Annotated in this window: 17 protein-coding genes; 10 read left to right on the top strand and 7 right to left on the bottom strand. The window is 64.9% G+C overall.

All coding sequences use genetic code 11. The features are described from left to right. Window positions 1–73 precede the first annotated feature (73 nt). The 4 genes from thrC (at window position 74) to XH84_RS38870 (ending at window position 4,178) form a co-directional block, all read left to right on the top strand. Complete coding sequence (gene thrC / locus XH84_RS38885; RefSeq protein ID WP_164936383.1) at window positions 74–1,492, top strand: threonine synthase; 1,419 nt, start codon at window positions 74–76, stop codon at window positions 1,490–1,492. Beyond that, complete coding sequence (locus tag XH84_RS38880; protein WP_128920348.1) at window positions 1,489–2,778, top strand: M16 family metallopeptidase; 1,290 nt, start codon at window positions 1,489–1,491, stop codon at window positions 2,776–2,778. Before thrC ends, XH84_RS38880 begins: the two co-directional genes overlap by 4 nt. Window positions 2,779–2,817: 39 nt before the next feature. Further along, on the top strand, window positions 2,818–3,405 hold the full coding sequence (locus XH84_RS38875) for a GNAT family N-acetyltransferase (RefSeq protein ID WP_128920349.1): 588 nt from the start codon (window positions 2,818–2,820) through the stop codon (window positions 3,403–3,405). A 125-nt stretch (window positions 3,406–3,530) separates the two neighbouring features. Next, window positions 3,531–4,178, top strand: a complete 648-nt coding sequence (locus XH84_RS38870; RefSeq protein ID WP_128920481.1) for a hypothetical protein — start codon at window positions 3,531–3,533, stop codon at window positions 4,176–4,178. 215 nt (window positions 4,179–4,393) lie between these two features. Here XH84_RS38870 and XH84_RS38865 read toward each other — a convergent pair whose 3' ends face one another. The 5 genes from XH84_RS38865 to XH84_RS38845 form a co-directional block, all read right to left on the bottom strand. Further along, a complete protein-coding gene (locus XH84_RS38865) occupies window positions 4,394–4,879 on the bottom strand; it encodes a F0F1 ATP synthase subunit B family protein (protein ID WP_128920350.1) in 486 nt (161 codons plus the stop codon). A 5-nt stretch (window positions 4,880–4,884) separates the two neighbouring features. Beyond that, complete coding sequence (locus XH84_RS38860) at window positions 4,885–5,451, bottom strand: F0F1 ATP synthase subunit B family protein (protein WP_128920351.1); 567 nt, start codon at window positions 5,449–5,451, stop codon at window positions 4,885–4,887. A gap of 62 nt (window positions 5,452–5,513) precedes the next feature. Next, a complete protein-coding gene (locus XH84_RS38855; RefSeq protein ID WP_007599451.1) occupies window positions 5,514–5,744 on the bottom strand; it encodes a F0F1 ATP synthase subunit C in 231 nt (76 codons plus the stop codon). A gap of 53 nt (window positions 5,745–5,797) precedes the next feature. Continuing rightward, on the bottom strand, window positions 5,798–6,547 hold the full coding sequence (locus tag XH84_RS38850; RefSeq protein ID WP_028139850.1) for a F0F1 ATP synthase subunit A: 750 nt from the start codon (window positions 6,545–6,547) through the stop codon (window positions 5,798–5,800). A 109-nt stretch (window positions 6,548–6,656) separates the two neighbouring features. After that, entirely contained in the window at window positions 6,657–7,031 is a 375-nt protein-coding gene (locus XH84_RS38845; RefSeq protein ID WP_128920352.1) for an AtpZ/AtpI family protein, read from the bottom strand. Window positions 7,032–7,390: 359 nt separating this feature from the next. On the opposite strand from XH84_RS38845, the gene XH84_RS38835 reads away from it, so the two are divergent. After that, window positions 7,391–7,924 (top strand): hypothetical protein, encoded by a 534-nt coding sequence (locus XH84_RS38835; protein WP_128920353.1) that lies wholly within the window; start codon window positions 7,391–7,393, stop codon window positions 7,922–7,924. Between the two features lie 151 nt (window positions 7,925–8,075). Further along, window positions 8,076–8,549: a secondary thiamine-phosphate synthase enzyme YjbQ gene (locus XH84_RS38830; protein WP_164936384.1), complete on the top strand. Its 474-nt coding sequence runs from the start codon at window positions 8,076–8,078 to the stop codon at window positions 8,547–8,549. Between the two features lie 118 nt (window positions 8,550–8,667). Here XH84_RS38830 and XH84_RS38825 read toward each other — a convergent pair whose 3' ends face one another. Continuing rightward, on the bottom strand, window positions 8,668–10,293 hold the full coding sequence (locus XH84_RS38825; RefSeq protein WP_206734146.1) for an MFS transporter: 1,626 nt from the start codon (window positions 10,291–10,293) through the stop codon (window positions 8,668–8,670). Between the two features lie 338 nt (window positions 10,294–10,631). On the opposite strand from XH84_RS38825, the gene XH84_RS38820 reads away from it, so the two are divergent. Next, a complete protein-coding gene (locus XH84_RS38820) occupies window positions 10,632–11,303 on the top strand; it encodes a response regulator (protein WP_128920356.1) in 672 nt (223 codons plus the stop codon). Between the two features lie 7 nt (window positions 11,304–11,310). Here the strand turns inward: XH84_RS38820 and XH84_RS38815 are convergent, their stop codons facing one another. Continuing rightward, the gene (locus tag XH84_RS38815) at window positions 11,311–14,151 is read right to left on the bottom strand and encodes an ATP-binding protein (RefSeq protein ID WP_128920357.1); all 2,841 of its coding nucleotides are present in this window, start codon (window positions 14,149–14,151) and stop codon (window positions 11,311–11,313) included. Between the two features lie 200 nt (window positions 14,152–14,351). Between XH84_RS38815 and XH84_RS38810 the strand changes: the two genes are divergently transcribed. The 3 genes from XH84_RS38810 to XH84_RS38800 all read left to right on the top strand — a co-directional run bounded on the left by XH84_RS38810 (window position 14,352) and on the right by XH84_RS38800 (window position 16,467). Continuing rightward, entirely contained in the window at window positions 14,352–14,771 is a 420-nt protein-coding gene (locus tag XH84_RS38810; protein ID WP_128920358.1) for an organic hydroperoxide resistance protein, read from the top strand. A gap of 35 nt (window positions 14,772–14,806) precedes the next feature. Then, window positions 14,807–15,835: an alpha/beta fold hydrolase gene (locus tag XH84_RS38805; protein WP_128920359.1), complete on the top strand. Its 1,029-nt coding sequence runs from the start codon at window positions 14,807–14,809 to the stop codon at window positions 15,833–15,835. 71 nt (window positions 15,836–15,906) lie between these two features. Continuing rightward, entirely contained in the window at window positions 15,907–16,467 is a 561-nt protein-coding gene (locus XH84_RS38800; RefSeq protein ID WP_128920360.1) for a cytochrome P460 family protein, read from the top strand. Window positions 16,468–16,582 lie beyond the last annotated feature (115 nt).

The following is a 16,582-nucleotide window of genomic DNA, read 5'->3' as shown; positions in this document are numbered from 1 at the left end:
GCCGCTAACAAGTAATTTCGTAAAATCAAAGGCTTAACGAGCGGCTCAGGCTGCTCGGCCTTTGGAGGGCAGTTTGACTCGTTATATCTCGACCCGGGGCGAGGCCCCCGAACTCGGCTTCTGCGACGTGATGCTGACCGGGCTCGCGCGCGATGGCGGCCTGTATGTGCCAACCATCTGGCCGCTTCTCTCCACCGAGACCATCGCCGGGTTCTTCGGCCGTCCCTATTGGGAGGTCGCGGTCGATGTGATTCGTCCCTTCATCGGCGGCGAGATCACCGACGCTGAGCTCGGCCGCATGGCGAACGAGGCCTATGCGACCTTCCGCCACCCGGCGGTGGTGCCGCTGCGCCAGATGTCGCCGCACCAGTTCGTGCTGGAGCTGTTCCACGGCCCGACGCTCGCCTTCAAGGACGTGGCGATGCAGCTGATCTCGCGGCTGATGGACCATGTGCTCGCCAAGCGCGGCCAGCGCACCACCATCGTGGTCGCGACGTCAGGCGATACTGGCGGCGCCGCTGTGGAGGCATTCGCCGGCCTCGAGAACGTGGACCTGATCGTGCTGTTTCCGCACGGCCGCATCTCCGAGGTGCAGCGGCGGATGATGACGTCGACGGGCGCGGCCAATGTCCATGCGCTCGCGATCGAGGGCAATTTCGATGACTGCCAGGCGCTCGTGAAGGGGATGTTCAACAACCACCGCTTCCGCGATGCGACCTCGCTCTCCGGCGTCAATTCCATCAACTGGGCGCGCATCGTCGCACAGGTGGTCTACTATTTCACCTCGGCGGTCGCCGTCGGTGCGCCGGCGCGCGCGGTGGATTTCGTCGTGCCGACCGGCAATTTCGGCGACATCTTTGCCGGCTACGTCGCCAAGCGCATGGGATTGCCGGTGCGGACCCTGCGCATCGCCGCCAACGTCAACGACATCCTGGCGCGTACGCTGAAGACCGGGATCTACGAAGTGCGCGAGGTGCACGCGACGGCGTCGCCATCGATGGACATCCAGATCTCGTCGAATTTCGAGCGGCTGCTGTTCGAGGCCGGCCGGCGCGATGCGGCGGGCGTGCGCCGTCTGATGGATTCGCTGAAGCAGTCCGGGCGTTTCGTGCTGCCCGATGCGACGCTGGCCGCAATCCGCGAGGAGTTCGACGCCGGGCGCGCCGACGAGACCGAGACCGCGGCTGCGATCCGCGCCGGCTGGCGCGAGGCAGGCGAGCTGGTCGATCCCCATACGGCGGTGGCGCTCGCTGTCGCCGATCGCGACACCACGGACACGAGGGTGCCGAGCATCGTGCTCTCCACCGCGCATCCAGCCAAATTCCCCGACGCTGTCGAAGCGGCCTGCGGCCAGCGGCCGCAACTGCCGGCCTGGCTCGACGGATTGATGACCAAATCCGAACACATGAAGGTGATGAAGAACGATCAGGCCGAGGTCGAGCGGTTCGTGCTGTCGGTCAGCCGCGCTGCGAAGCAGGGAGTTGCCGGATGAGCGTCGAGATTTCCAAGCTTGCTTCCGGCCTGACCGTGGTTACCGACAAGATGCCCCATCTCGAGACCGCGGCGCTCGGCGTCTGGGCCGGCGTCGGCGGCCGTGACGAGAAGCCGAACGAGCATGGCATTTCGCATCTGCTCGAGCACATGGCGTTCAAGGGCACGACGAAGCGCTCCTCGCGCGAGATCGTCGAGGAGATCGAGGCGGTCGGCGGCGACCTCAATGCCGGCACCTCGACCGAGACCACGTCCTATTATGCGCGGGTGCTGAAGGCCGACGTGCCGCTCGCGCTTGACGTGCTGGCCGACATCCTTGCCAATCCCGCCTTCGAGCCCGACGAGCTGGAGCGCGAGAAGAACGTCATCGTGCAGGAGATCGGGGCTGCGCAGGATACGCCGGATGACGTCGTATTCGAGCATCTCAACGAGCTCTGCTATCCCGACCAGCCCATGGGCCGCTCGCTGCTTGGCACGGCCAAGACGCTGCGCAGCTTCAACCGCGACATGCTGCGCGGCTACCTCTCGACCCATTATCGCGGGCCCGACATGGTGGTGGCGGCGGCCGGCGCGGTCGATCACGATCAGGTGGTCGCCGAGGCCGAGAAGCGCTTTGCCAGTTTCGCGGGGACGCCGGGCCCGAAGCCGCAAACCGCTCAGTTCGGCAAGGGCGGCGCCAAGGTGGTGCATCGCGAACTGGAGCAGGCGCATCTGACGCTGGCGCTGGAAGGCGTGCCGCAGAGCGATTTGTCGCTGTTTTCGCTCCAGGTCTTCACCAACATCCTCGGCGGCGGAATGTCGTCCCGCCTGTTCCAGGAGGTGCGCGAGAAGCGCGGCCTCTGCTACTCCATCTATTCGTTCCACGCGCCCTATACCGATACCGGATTCTTCGGCCTCTACACCGGTACCGATCCGGCCGATGCGCCGGAGATGATGGAGGTCGTGGTCGACATCATGAACGATTCGGTGGAGACGCTGACCGAGGCCGAGATCGCGCGGGCCAAGGCGCAGATGAAGGCAGGTCTCCTGATGGCGCTGGAGAGCTGCTCTTCCCGCGCCGAACAGCTCGCCCGGCACGTGCTGGCCTATGGCCGGCCGCAGACGGTCGAGGAGCTGGTGGGCCGGATCGACGCCGTCAGCGTCGAATCGACCCGGGACGCGGCGCGTGCGCTGTTGTCGCGGAGCCGGCCTGCCGTTGTCGCATTAGGCAGTGGCAGGGGTCTGGACACGGCGGTGTCTTTTGCGGAAGGATTGACTCGGGCGCGCGCCAAGGCGCGGCTGCATTAGGAGCCGCGCAACGGCGAGACTGCCCCGGAAAGCATCACCATGGCCCTCTTTCGCCTGCCGTCCAGTGGACCCGCCGCCCTCGCGCCGCGCGGCAACGGGCTGTTGTTGCGCGCGCCGCAGATGTCGGACTTCCTGCAATGGGCTCACTTGCGCGAGTCCAGCCGCGACTACCTGACGCCCTGGGAGCCGATCTGGCCTTCGGACGATCTCACCCGCTCGGGCTTCCGCCGCCGTCTGCGCCGCTATTCCGAGGACATCGCCGCGGACCGCTCCTATCCCTTTCTGATCTTCCGCGAGCTCGACGGCGCCATGGTCGGTGGCATCACGCTGGCCAATGTCCGCCGCGGCATCGTGCAGGCCGGCACCATCGGCTATTGGATCGGGCAGCCTCATGCCCATCGCGGCTACATGACGGCGGCGCTGCGGGTGCTGCTGCCGACACTGTTCGGCGAGCTCAACCTGCACCGGGTCGAGGCCGCCTGCATCCCCACCAATGCGCCGTCGATCCGGGTGCTGGAAAAGTGCGGCTTCTCCCGCGAGGGGCTTGCCCGCCGTTATCTCTGCATCAACGGGGTCTGGCAGGATCATTTGCTGTTTGGCCTGCTCCATGAGGATTTCCGCGGCTGAGCCGCCCGATTCATGCGGCCAAGTCCCCCTTTTTGCTGCCTTGGGTTCGCCGATTTTGGCGATATAACCGCATGCGCTGGCCGGCAATCGGCCGGACAATTGTCATTGGAGTATAGGCGTTGAAGGTGCAGCAGCTTCGGTCATCGCGGAATGCGTTGCGGCTGGGAGGGGGAATCGCGCTGGCGTTGTCGGTTGCGCTCGCCTCTGTCTCGCCGGTGGCGGCCCAGTCACTGACCGACCGCTTCAAGAGCCTGTTCGGCGGCAAGTCCGATGAGCCGGCCCAGCCCAAGCCACCGCCTGCGCCCGGCCAGCCGGCCGAAGACGAGCTCGATTGCCCGCAGGTCACGGTGCGTGCGGGGGCCTCGACCTACGCGGTCGGCGCCGCCGGCAAGCCGGCCGTCGGCAATGAGATTCGCTTCCAGGCCTCGATCACCAAGATGGCGCGCGAATGTGCCCGCAGCAGCGGCGGCATCACCGCCCGGATTGGCATCCAGGGCCGCGTGATCGCCGGTCCCGCCGGTGCGCCTGCCTCCGTCGAAGTGCCCCTGCGCATCGCCGTCGTGCAGGGCGGCGTCGGCGAGAAGGTGATCGCCTCGAAGGCTTACCGGACCACGGTCGACATGACCGAAGGGGGCAGCGTGCCCTTTACCTTCGTGATCGAGGACATGACTTATCCGGTGCCGCCGCCTGCGGTCGCCGATAGCTACATTTTCTATGTCGGCTTCGACCCGCAGGCGCTCTCGCCCGAGCCGAAGGGGCGGAAGAAGAAGTAGGGAAGGTCGCGCGGCAATCTCAGCTGTCATTGCCCGCCTAGTGTGCAATTGCGCACAGGGGCGGGCAGTCCAGTATTCCAGAGGCCGCGGTGCTTGAACCGAGAAGCCTCGGCGTACTGGATCACCCGCTTTCGCGGGTGATGACACTCAGTAGTCGACAAACAAAAAAGCCGGCGCTCATCGCGCCGGCTTTTTGATTGGCGAAGGCAAATCCCTCAGTTCAGCTTCTGCCTGACTTCGTTGATGCCCTTGGCCAGCAAATCGTCGGCGACCTGACCCTTGACCGACTGCGACAGGATCGTCGAGGCGGCCTGGACGGCGGCTTCCGCGGCTGCGGCGCGGACATCGGCCAGCGCCTGGGCCTCGGCGAGCGCGATCTTGCTTTCCGCGGTCTTGGTCCGACGTGCCACGAAGTCTTCCATCTTCGCCTTGGCGTCAGCCGCGATGCGCTCGGCTTCGCTTCTGGCGTTGGCGATGATCTCGGCGGCCTCGCGTTCGGCCGAGGCGGTGCGCGCCTTGTAGTCGGCCAGCACCTTGGCGGCTTCCTGCTTGAGGCGCTGGGCGTCGTCGAGCTCGGCCTTGATGCGCTCGGCACGATGATCGAGCGCGGTCATCGCCGACTTGAAGACGCCGAGATAGCCGAACACGACCATCAGGATCACGAAAGCGATGGCGACCCAGGTTTCAGGATCGAAGAACATCTCGACTAACCTTTCAGCGACGCATCGACCGCTGCATTGACCGACGCGGCATCAGGGACGACGCCGGTGAGCTGTTGCACGATCTGACCTGCCGCATCGGCCGCGATGCCGCGGACGTTGCTCATGGCGGCGGTGCGGGTCGAGGCGATGGTCTTTTCCGCCCCGGCGAGCTTGGCCGCCAGTTGCTCTTCCAGAGCCTTGCGCTCGGCGTCCGCCTGCGCATTCGCCTTGTCGCGGGATTCGTTGCCGATCGCCTGCGCCCGCGAACGCGCCGAGGCGAGTTCGCTTTCATAGGCCTTCAGCGCCGCGTCGGACTGGTCCTTCAGCTTCTGCGCTTCGGCGAGGTCGCCATCGATCTTGTTTTGACGCGCTTCGATCGCACCGCCGACCTTCGGCAGAGCGAGCTTGGACACGATCACGTAAAGCACGACGAAGAAGATCGCCAGCGACACCAGCTGCGAAGCATAGTTGCTGCTCTCGAACGGCGGAAAGCCGCCACCGTGATGACCACCGTCAGCCTCGGTGTGGGCGCCCGCCGCCGGACCCTTCGCCCCGCCATGACTCTCAGCCATGGATTACTCCTGTTGCTGTCATGCGCGCCGCTTCGGTTGAAGCGGCGCGAAGAACGTCGTTCTCAGAGCGGAACGAACAGCAGCAGCAGCGCGATCAGCAGCGAGAAAATGCCGAGCGCTTCGGTCACGGCGAAGCCGAAGATCAGGTTGCCGAACTGGCCCTGAGCGGCCGACGGGTTGCGAACGGCTGCGGCGAGGTAGTTACCGAAGATCACGCCGACGCCGACGCCCGCACCGCCCATGCCGATGCACGCGATGCCCGCGCCGATAAGTTTTGCTGCTGCCGGATCCATTTTAGACTCCTTGGAAGAAAGATTGGGTTTTGGGTGGAAATTCCCCGGACCGCTCAGTGTCCCGGATGAATGGCGTCGTTGAGGTAGATGCAGGTCAGGATCGCGAACACATAGGCCTGCAGGAACGCGACCAGAATCTCGAGGGCGTACAGCGCGACCGTGAGCGCCAGCGGCAGCACGCCGCCGACCCAGCCCAGGGCGCCGAGCGAGAAGCCGAGCATGGCAACGAAGCCCGCGAACACCTTCAGCGCGATGTGGCCGGCCAGCATGTTGGCGAACAGACGGACGCTGTGGGAGACCGGCCGCAGGAAGAACGACAGGACCTCGATGAACATCACCAGCGGCAGGATGTAGCCGGGGACACCGTGGGGCACGAAGATCGAGAAGAATTTCAGGCCGTTCTTGGCGACGCCGTAGATCAGCACCGTGAAGAACACCAGGAGCGCGAGCGCCGCGGTGACGATCAGATGGCTCGACACCGTGAAGGTGTAGGGAATGATGCCGACCAGGTTCGAGACGCAGATGAACATGAACAGCGAGAAGATCAGCGGGAAGAATTTCATGCCTTCCGCGCCGGCCGTCGAACGGATGGTCGAGGCGACGAATTCGTAGGAGATCTCGGCGACCGACTGCAGGCGCCCGGGAACCAGCTGCGTGCCGCTGGCGAGCATCAGGATCGAGATCACCGCCACCGCCACCAGCATGTAGAGGGACGAATTGGTGAAGGCGATCGTGTGATTGCCGATATGGCCCAGGGTGAAGAGAGGCTCGATGTTGAACTGGTGGATCGGATCGATTTTCATCAGCGCGGCATCTCTTGGTCTGCCGGGCAATGCCGGCGGGTCTCGGTCTGCCGGCCGGGCCGGCCCGTACCGGCAAGACCGGCACGATCACACTCATGGTGCGGATCGGCTATGATCCACCGCGCCTGTTTTGACCCGCGCCTGCCGTTCTCACCACATTCACTACGCCGGCGACGAAGCCCAGCAACAGGAACACGATAAACCCGAAAGGCGAGGTCGACAGCAAGCGGTCGAAACCCCAGCCAATCCCCGCTCCGACCACGACGCCGGCGATCAACTCCGAGGATAGTCGGAAACCTAGCGCCATCGCCGAGGCTCTGGCCGCTCCGTCTCCACCGTCACCTGCGGGTTGCTCGGTCTTGATCCGGCGGTCGCGAAATTCGGACAACCTCTGATCAAGACTTCCGAGCCGTTCGGAAAGCGCAGCTTCCTCGGACGATCTATCGCGATCCCCATTCTCGCCGTGCCCCGTGCCCTGTGTCATGCAACGAAGACCCGAAACGCCGCGGCTGAATGGAAATTACGCCCGCCACCCTCAAAAGCCGCGCGGACCATACTGATGGCCTATAATCAAGTCAAGCCAAGTCACGATTGCGTCGCTTTCGGTTATGTGACTGATTTATTTGACAATATTGGCGTGCACGGCAGCGCTGCACACAGCGTGACGCCGCACCGCAGCAGCTCGCCTCATGATCGGCGGACGCGACCGCCCTTTCGCCGCGCTGCCAGGATCGAAGACGCCGCTGGGATCGTTGATGTCGGTGTGGGTTTTGGGCGGCGGATCGCCTCGCCGGGGTGTAGAATTTGCCAGATTGCCACCTGCACGTCGTGGCGGAGAGCGTGATGAGACCCGAGACGTCATCCACAACATCCTGCACAACTTCCTGGCTTGCGGCGGCGGCATTTGCCGCGGCGATGGCGATCGGCGGCGGTCTCGTGGCCGCGGAATCCGCGCCCGACGGCGAAAACGGTCGCTACAGCATGGCGCCGATCCCCGAGGGCGTGCTGCGGCTCGACACACGCACCGGCACGGTTTCGACCTGCAGCAAGAACGGCGCCGGCTGGGCCTGCTATGCAGTGCCCGACGAACGGACGGCGCTCGATGCCGAGATCGGCAGGCTCCAGGCCGAGGTCGAGAAGCTGAAGGGACAACTCGCGGCGGGGCCGACGGTGTCGGGCAAGATCGACGAGGCGCTGCCGAAATCCGACCCGCTGAAGAAAGCCGAGCCCAGGAGTGCCGAGGGCGAGCGCAAGATCGAGATCCCGTTGCCGAGCGACCAGGACGTCGATCGCGTGATGTCGTTTCTGGAAAAGGCCTGGCGGCGGCTGATCGACATGGCCAACCGGGTGCAAAAGGACGTGTCGGGAAAGATTTGACGGTCCCTCCATGCGTTGAGAGGCCGTAGGGTGGGCAAAGGCGTTCTTACGCCGTGCCCACGTTGTCTCCACGACGGTGAAGGAAGGCGTGGGCACGGCGCTTCGCGCCTTTGCCCACCCTACGGCAGCTTTGCGAGTTGAGAGGCCCTTCATGACATCAGGCAAATCCGTGACCCGCTCGGCGCCATCGACGGTGCAGGCCACCACCATCTCATCGTCGCTGCTGACGGTGCAGACATCGGGCCATGGCTTCACCGACCTCACCAGCGAAGCCGCAGGATTCATCAACGAGGTTCACGCGCGCGACGGTGCGTTGACGCTGTTCATCCGCCATACCTCGGCCTCGCTGACGATCCAGGAGAACGCTGATCCTTCCGTGCTCGTCGACCTCGCCACGGCGCTGTCCCGGCTGGCGCCGGAGAATGCCGCGTGGACTCACGACACCGAAGGACCGGACGACATGCCGGCGCACGTCAAGACGATGTTGACCGGGACCTCGCTTCAGATCCCGGTTCTGAACGGCAGGCTCGCACTCGGCACCTGGCAGGCGATCTATCTGATCGAGCATCGCAAGCGCCCGCACCGGCGCGAGGTGGTGCTGCAATTCGTCGGCAGCAATCAATAGAGCGTTTGCGAGCGCCGGTTCGCATCAGGAAAACGCGTCAAAACAAAAGGCTCCCATAAAACAAAACCGGCCGCGGAGACCGCGGCCGGTTCGTGCTGGTTGAGATCGCTGCTTTCGATCAGGTCGCCTTGATGTCGACGTCCTTGGTCTCGGGCAGGAAGAGGAAGCCGATCACGACGGTAATCGCGGCGAAGATGATCGGGTACCAGAGGCCGGCATAGATGTCGCCGGTCGAGGCCACGATGGCAAAGGCGGTCGCCGGCAACAGGCCGCCGAACCAGCCGTTACCAATGTGGTAGGGCAGCGACATCGAGGTGTAGCGGATGCGGGTCGGGAACAGTTCGACCAGCATCGCCGCGATCGGGCCGTACACCATGGTGACGTAGACCACGAGCACGAACAGCAGGCCGATGATCGCTGCCACCTGCGGACGGAAGATGTCGAGCGGATGCGCCATCTTCACGATTCCGGCGTCGCCGGCCTTCGGATAGCCGGCTGCCTGCACCGCGGCGAGGACTGCCGGGTTGCCGTCCTTGGCGTTGGCGTACGGCACTTCCTTGCCGTTGACCATCACCTTCACGCCCGAGCCGGCCGCGCCTGACGTGGTCGAGTACTTGACCGACGACTGCGACAGGAAGGCACGTGCGGTATCGCAAGGCGCGCTGAAGACGCGGGTGCCGACCGGATTGAACAGGTCGCCGCAGCCCTTGGGATCGGCCACCACCTCGACCTTGGTCTGCTCGATGGCCTTTTCCAGCGCCGGGTTGGCGTTGGTGGTGATCATCTTGAAGATCGGGAAGAAGGTCAGTGCCGCGATCAGGCAGCCGCCGAGGATGATCGGCTTGCGGCCGATACGATCGGACAGCATGCCGAACACGATGAAGAAGCCGGTGCCCAGCAGCAGCGACCAGGCGATCAGCAGATTGGCGGTGTATCCGTCCACCTTCAGGATCGATTGCAGGAAGAACAGCGCGTAGAACTGGCCGGTGTACCAGACCACGCCCTGGCCCATCACGCCGCCGAGCAGCGCGAGCAGCACGAGCTTACCGTTCTGCCAGTTGCCGAAGGCTTCGGTCAGCGGCGCCTTCGAGCTCTTTCCCTCGTCCTTCATCTTCTGGAAGATCGGGGATTCGTTGAGGCGGAGCCGGATCCAGACCGAGACGCCGAGCAGCAGCACCGAGACCAGGAACGGGATGCGCCAGCCCCAGGCGGCGAAGTCTGGTTCGCCGAGGGCGCTGCGGGTGAACAGGATCACCAGCAGCGACAGGAACAGGCCGAGCGTCGCGGTGGTCTGGATGAAGGAGGTGTAGTAGCCGCGCTTGCCGTTCGGAGCATGCTCCGCGACATAGGTCGCCGCGCCGCCATACTCACCGCCGAGCGCCAGGCCCTGGGCGAGGCGCAGCGCGATCAGGATGATCGGAGCCGCGATGCCGATGCTTGCCGCGCTCGGCAGCAGGCCGACGATGAAGGTCGACAGACCCATGATCAGGATGGTGACGAGGAAGGTGTATTTGCGGCCGACGATGTCGCCGATGCGGCCGAACACGATCGCACCGAACGGACGCACCAGGAAGCCGGCTGCGAACGCAAGCAGCGCGAAGATGTCGCGGGTTGCCGGCGGATAGGCCGAGAAGAACTGCGTGCCGATGATGCTGGCCAGCGAACCGTAGAGGTAAAAATCGTACCATTCGAAGACGGTACCGAGCGAGGAAGCGAGAATGACGAACCGTTCGTCCTTCGTCATCCCTCCTGCGCCTGCTTGAGATACAGCCATTGTCGACATGTTGAGTCGCTCCCCGAAACGTGTTTCCTCGCGCCCCGGATGTCCGGACATGCCGGATCAACCCAGGTCTTGCCCGCAAGGTAACATCGGCGTGAAACCCGCCCCAATACGACTTTCGGCCTTGCGCACTGACGTGCAGCTGACGCCCGGTATCGGGCAACGGTGCACAGTCGCGGAGAATTCCGGATTAACCCCTTTGCAGCAAAGGGATAATGTGCACTTGCATGCCACGGCCGCTCGGGGAAGAATTGCCACACCCGGGATCGGTCCGCCGGCCTGCGAACGACAGCAAGAGAACGATGAACGCTCCCTCGACCCATCTCGTCATCGCCGATGACCATCCCCTGTTCCGCGACGCGCTGCGACAGGCGGTGGCGGGCGTTCTGACTTCGGCCAGAATCGACGAAGCCGGATCGTTCGAGGATCTGACCAAGCTCCTGGAACACACCTCGGACGTCGACCTGATCCTGCTCGACCTCTCGATGCCCGGGATCTCAGGCTTTTCCGGCCTGATCTATCTGCGCGCGCAATACCCGGCGATCCCGGTGGTGATCGTCTCGGCATCCGACGACAATGCCACGATCCGCCGCTCGCTCGATTTCGGCGCCTCCGGCTTCATTCCGAAGCGGTTCGGCGTCGAGACCTTGCGCGACGCGATCCTTAAGGTGATGGAAGGCGACGTCTGGGTTCCCGCCGACACCGACCTGTCCGCAGCTAGCGATCCCGACATGACGCGCCTGCGCGACCGCCTGGTGACGCTGACGCCGCAGCAGGTCCGGGTCCTGATGATGCTGTCGGAGGGGCTCCTCAACAAGCAGATCGCCTACGAGCTCGGGGTCTCCGAGGCCACCATCAAGGCGCATGTCTCGGCGATCCTGCAAAAGCTCGGCGTCGAGAGCCGCACCCAGGCCGTGATCGCAGCCGCCAAGATCGCCGGCGGCCAGTGGAAGCAGGGCACGCCGACGGGGTGAGCCTCCGCTACAGCGTCTTCAAGAGCGCATCGGCGGCTCTGATATCTGCAGTCTCGGAACCTGCAACGAAACCTGCGAGTGCCGATCGGAGCAATAGTCTTGCTTCCTCGTAGCGGCGTCGGTCGGCAAGAAGCTGTGCCAGATCGGTTGCTGCCCGCAGCTCCCAGGCTTTCGCGCCCTCGGCGCGGCTGAGTTCCAGTGCCTGCATGAGGCAATTCTCTGCTTCCTCGATCCGCGGCTCCGGCAAGTGCGATAGGACCTTGCCCTTCATCCGCAGCAGCTCCGGCATGTAGAGATCGTCGCCGCTCCGCTCGACGAGGCGGAGCGCATCGTCGATCAGCTCTGCGCTCTGTTCGATTTGCCCAAGCGCCAGCAGGCCCTGAACCAGCGCGATGTTGAACGTCGTGGTGAGCAGCTCGTAGCCGGCATCGTGGAGCTCGCGCAGGCAAGTCCTGATCGTCTCGACGCCACCGGCGGCATCGCCGCGCCGGATCGCCAGCTCGCCTTTGACGCCGCGGCCGACCGCGAGATAGGGCCCCATCGAGCGCGAATTGGCATGCGCGATGAAGCGGTCGATGTTCTCGTCCGCGCCGTCGAGGTCTCCGCTCCAGAGGTCGATCGAGACCGCCCAGATCAGCGCGATGCAGAGCGTGATCGGGTGATCCATCTGCGCGGCCTCGGTGACCGTCTGCTGCGCCAGTTGCAGCGCATCTGCGGGCCGGCCCTGCAGCCAGAGCTCGCGGGCCAGCGTGATGCCGGCCCGGTTGCGATGATCGAAGCCGTAGACCGTGCTGATTCGTTCCGTGCCCGGTCCCTGCCAAGCCATCTCCAGCATCTCAAGCGCGTCACGATGCCTGCCTGCCAGATGCAGCGAGACGCCGAGGAGGGAGTGGGCGAGGGCGATCGAGGCGGGGTCGCCCAACAATCTCGCGACCGCGAGGCTCTGCTGCGCATAGCCAAGCGCGGCGTCGAACTCTCCCATCCGCTCGTGAAAGATATGCATCCGGCCCAGCAGCTGGAGCTGGTTGAGGTCGTCGCCGCGCGCGTCGGCGATCGCAAGGCTCCGGCTCAGGGCGCCGCGCGCCGCTTCGCTGCCGCCGCGCGTGAACATCAAGGTCAGTCCGAGCGCGGCCTGGATGTGCATTTCCTCGGCGCTGCCGCGCGAAGAGGGCGCCATCGCCAGCAGCGCCCGTTCCGACCAGCGCCGGCATTCGATCAGCAAGGACATCGCCAGGAAGATCGGCGCCGCGGCGGCGACGAGCGCAATGCCGATGCCGAGATCGCCGTCCGCGCCGAAGCACCAGTTGAGCGCGGCGCGCACATTGTGAAGCGCCGAGAAGTGAGCCGCCCGTTCGTCCGCGCTCGGCACCGTGGCCCACGTCATGCCGACCTGTTCCAGCCGTCGCTGGTAGTAGATCGCATGGCGGGCGGCGAGCGCCGCGTCATCAGGTTCGATCTCGAGCAGATAGGCGCGCGTCGTGTCGAGCAGACGGTAGCGCATCATGGCGCCGATCGGTCGCGGCGCGACCATCGATTTGGCAACGAGACCGTCGACGGCGTCGAACAGACGGGCATGATCGACGCACTGGTCCGGCACGACCTCGAGCGCTGCATCGATGGTGAAATGCCCGGCGAAGACCGCAAGCCTGCGCAGCACCAGGCGTTCGAGATCCGACAGCAATCCGTAGCTCCAATCGAGCGTGGCCTGCAATGTCTTCTGCCGGGGTGGCGCCGTTCGCTGGCCTTGCCAGAGCAGATTGAGGCGCTCGTCGAGCAGCGCGGCGGTCTGCTCCAGGCCGTAGGCTTCGACCCGGCCGGCGGCGAGCTCGATCGCCAGCGCCATGCCATCGAGCTTGCGGCAGATCCTCGCGATGATCGTGGCATTTGCGTCGTCGAGCGTGATCTGCGCGCCGCTGGCTGTGGCGCGTTCGAGGAACAGTTGAAGCGCGGGATAGGTCTGCGCTGCGGCGATCGTCAGCCCGGAATTGTCGGGCGGAACGGCGAGCGGGGCCAATCGATAGACTTGCTCGCCCTCGACGCGCAGGGCTTCGCGGCTGGTCGCGAGGATATGGACGTGCGGCGCCGCATGGAAGATCTCCGCGGCCAGTGGTGCGGCCGCCGCGATGACGTGCTCGCAATTGTCCAGGATCAGCAGCATCCGCTTGTCGCTGACATGCGCGAGCAGTGCGGGCAGGGGATCGTCGGTCTGGGCCGGCAGGCCAAGCATCAGCAGGATCGAGGTGATCACGAGATCGGGATCGCTCAGCGCGGCCAGATCAACAAAATGCGCGGCATCCGAGAATGATTCGAGCAGGTCGTGCGCGATCGCCACGGCGACCGCGGTTTTGCCGACGCCGCCGGGGCCGACAATCGTGACGAAGCGCGAGGTGAGGAGCTTGTCGGAGACGGCGGCGATCGCATCGTCGCGCCCGACCATCCGCTGCAGCCGGTTCGGCAGTTTCACGGGGGGCAATTCCGGCCGAGGCGCGAGGCGCTGCGCTGGGGCGATATTTGTTTGCGAAATCGGCGCCACGAAGCAATAGCCGCGGCCGGAGAGCGTCGTGATGTAGCGGGCGCCGTCCTTGCCGTCGCCGAGCGCCTTGCGGAGCGCTGCGACATGAAAGCGCAGATTGGCCTCTTCGACGGTGATGCCGGGCCACACCAGCGCCATCAGGTCCCATTTGCTGACGACCTCGTTCGGCCGCGACATCAGCGCCACCAGCGTGTCGAAGGCTTTCGCGCCGAGCGGCACCGCGACGCCGTCGCGCATCACCAGCCTTTCATGCGGCGTCACGGAGAATGGCCCGAACGACAATGTTCCCGTCGCAGTGCCGGCCGGCTCGGTCATGGCGAAATCTTGGTCCCTTCGAGAGGCATTCGATAGCCAGATGATCGTGCTCCGGCAAGGCTGCTCCTGCATCGGCATCAGACCGCGGATGCAGGCCTTTGTGAGGCGCGCCAGGCAAGACCTCACAACTTCTCACAAGTCCAAACGGGTGTGCCGTCGCGGCCGCTGCTAGTCAGTGGCGTGACGGCAAGGAGAGCTTCATGACCCAGGCGGCAAAGATACTCTACACGGCCAGGACCCACACCAGCGGCGGACGGCACGACGGCATATCGCGCAGCTCCGACGGTCGCCTGGACGTCAAGCTGTCGCCACCGGGCGGCACAGGCATCGGCACCAATCCCGAGCAATTGTTCGCCGCCGGATGGTCGGCCTGCTTCGAAGGCGCGATGGAGATCGCAGCCCGGAAGCGGAAAATCGACCTTCCCAGGAAATGCGCGATCGACGCGGAGATCGATCTCGTGCTCGACGACGGCGCCTATTCGCTCCGGGCACGCCTCAATGTCAGCCTGCCGGGCCTCGACCCTGAGATCGCACGCGGCATCATCGATGATGCGCATCAGACCTGTCCCTATTCCAAGGCCGTTCGCGGCAACATCGACGTCACGGTCGCACTGATCTGACGCACCAGCACCGACCATCAAGAGGCAGCACGACCATGAAGCAGATCATCGACCAGCATCGTCGCAAGTTTTTCGGCGTCGCCGCCGGAACCGTCGCCGTCGGCCTCGGCGTGATCGACCTCGCGCGCGCCGAAACGGAAGCGCCGGGATCATCCGGATCGACAGCGTCCTTCGGCACGATCAAGCAGATCGATGCCGGCGTCCTCAACGTCGGTTTTGCCGAGGCGGGGCCGTCGAACGGTCCCGTGGCGATCCTGCTGCACGGCTGGCCCTACGACATTCACGCCTTCGTCGACGTCGCGCCGATCCTGGCAAAGGCTGGCTATCGCGTGATCATCCCTTATCTGCGCGGTTACGGCTCGACGCACTTCCTCTCCAGTGAGACGCCGCGCAACGGCGAGCCTGCCGCAATGGCCGCCGACATCATCGCGCTGATGGACAAGCTCGATATCAAGAAGGCCGTCGTCGCCGGCTTCGACTGGGGCGCACGCACCGCCGACATCATCGCCGCGCTGTGGCCGGAGCGCTGCCGCGCGCTGGTGTCGGTCAGCGGTTATCTGATCTCAAGCCAAGCCGCCGGCAACATGCCGCTGCCGCCGCAGGCGGAGCTGCAATGGTGGTATCAGTTCTATTTCGCGACCGAGCGCGGCCGGGCCGGATACGAGAAGTACACGCACGATTTCGCCAAGCTGATCTGGAAGCTCGCCTCGCCGCAGTGGAAGTTCGACGACGCCACCTTCAATCGAAGCGCAGCGGCGCTCGACAACAAGGATCATGTCGCGATCACGATCCACAACTACCGCTGGCGGCTCGGGCTCGCCCAGGGCGAAGCGAAGTACGAGCATCTCGAAAAGAGGCTCGCTGCGGCGCCGGTCATCGAGGTGCCGACGATCACGATGGAAGGCGACGCCAACGGCGCGCCGCACCCCGATGTCAGCGCCTTCGCCAAGAAGTTCGCGGGCCGGTTCGAGCATCGCCTGATCACCGGCGGCATCGGCCACAATCTGCCGCAGGAAGCGTCGCAGGCCTTTGCCAAGGCCGTCATCGACGCCGACGGCGCCTGATCGTTCATTCGTGCCTCGGTCCAGCGTGGCTGGACCGGGGATGTCTCGCGATCCCAGCTTGAAGAAACGTCATGCCATCCATCGAACCTGAAAAGAATGAGCGATCCTACGTCACGGTGATCACGCTGGCCGTGCTTCTTCTGGTCGTTCTGCTGACTTGCGTGCCCTATCTGGTCTCGATCGCTCTCGCCGAGGGGCCTGCGCAAAACACGGCAGACGCCTCGCCGATCTTCGGCGTCACCATTCCGCCGGGTTACAAGCAATGGGAGCTGATCGCGCCGGCCGAAGAAGCCGCGCCGCTCGACGAGCTTCGTGCCGTGGTCGGCAACCAGACCGCCATCGACGCCTATCAAGCCGGCAAGCTCCCGTTCCCCGACGGCACCATTCTGGTCAAGCGTGCCTGGAAACGGAAACAGTCGCCGGAGTTTGCATCTGCGACAATTCCAGGCGCCGCCACCACGGTCCAGGTGATGGTCAAGGATTCCAAAAGATATCCCGCGACCGGCGGCTGGGGTTTTGGCCGCTTCGTCGATGGCAAGCCGGTCGACGAGGCGCAGCATCGCACCTGCTTCGCGTGTCACGAAGCTCGCGCCAAGAGCCGCGACTACGTCTTCACGCGGCTTGCGCCCTGACTTGCCAGGGGCACTCGCATCTGGGATCGATTTCGCCTGTGGCCGTCCTTCGAGACGCCCGCCTCGGCGGGCCCTCAGGATGAGGATTGAGTGCGCGGCTGTGATTGAAAGAGCC

The organism is Bradyrhizobium nanningense, assembly GCF_004114535.1.
GTDB lineage: Bacteria > Pseudomonadota > Alphaproteobacteria > Rhizobiales > Xanthobacteraceae > Bradyrhizobium > Bradyrhizobium nanningense.
Note: the sequence above shows the minus strand (reverse complement) of the source record. Positions and strands in the feature narration are given on the sequence as shown.

Bases quoted from the DNA above. Each gene is read 5' to 3' on its own strand.
- XH84_RS38880 (WP_128920348.1), top strand. From the start codon at position 1,489: ATGAGCGTCGAGATTTCCAAGCTTGCTTCCGGCCTGACCGTGGTTACC.
- XH84_RS38875 (WP_128920349.1), top strand. From the start codon at position 2,818: ATGGCCCTCTTTCGCCTGCCGTCCAGTGGACCCGCCGCCCTCGCGCCG.
- XH84_RS38865 (WP_128920350.1), bottom strand. From the start codon at position 4,879: ATGTTCTTCGATCCTGAAACCTGGGTCGCCATCGCTTTCGTGATCCTG.
- XH84_RS38860 (WP_128920351.1), bottom strand. From the start codon at position 5,451: ATGGCTGAGAGTCATGGCGGGGCGAAGGGTCCGGCGGCGGGCGCCCAC.
- XH84_RS38855 (WP_007599451.1), bottom strand. From the start codon at position 5,744: ATGGATCCGGCAGCAGCAAAACTTATCGGCGCGGGCATCGCGTGCATC.
- XH84_RS38850 (WP_028139850.1), bottom strand. From the start codon at position 6,547: ATGAAAATCGATCCGATCCACCAGTTCAACATCGAGCCTCTCTTCACC.
- XH84_RS38845 (WP_128920352.1), bottom strand. From the start codon at position 7,031: ATGACACAGGGCACGGGGCACGGCGAGAATGGGGATCGCGATAGATCG.
- XH84_RS38835 (WP_128920353.1), top strand. From the start codon at position 7,391: ATGAGACCCGAGACGTCATCCACAACATCCTGCACAACTTCCTGGCTT.
- XH84_RS38830 (WP_164936384.1), top strand. From the start codon at position 8,076: ATGACATCAGGCAAATCCGTGACCCGCTCGGCGCCATCGACGGTGCAG.
- XH84_RS38825 (WP_206734146.1), bottom strand. From the start codon at position 10,293: ATGACGAAGGACGAACGGTTCGTCATTCTCGCTTCCTCGCTCGGTACC.
- XH84_RS38820 (WP_128920356.1), top strand. From the start codon at position 10,632: ATGAACGCTCCCTCGACCCATCTCGTCATCGCCGATGACCATCCCCTG.
- XH84_RS38815 (WP_128920357.1), bottom strand. From the start codon at position 14,151: ATGACCGAGCCGGCCGGCACTGCGACGGGAACATTGTCGTTCGGGCCA.
- XH84_RS38810 (WP_128920358.1), top strand. From the start codon at position 14,352: ATGACCCAGGCGGCAAAGATACTCTACACGGCCAGGACCCACACCAGC.
- XH84_RS38805 (WP_128920359.1), top strand. From the start codon at position 14,807: ATGAAGCAGATCATCGACCAGCATCGTCGCAAGTTTTTCGGCGTCGCC.
- XH84_RS38800 (WP_128920360.1), top strand. From the start codon at position 15,907: ATGCCATCCATCGAACCTGAAAAGAATGAGCGATCCTACGTCACGGTG.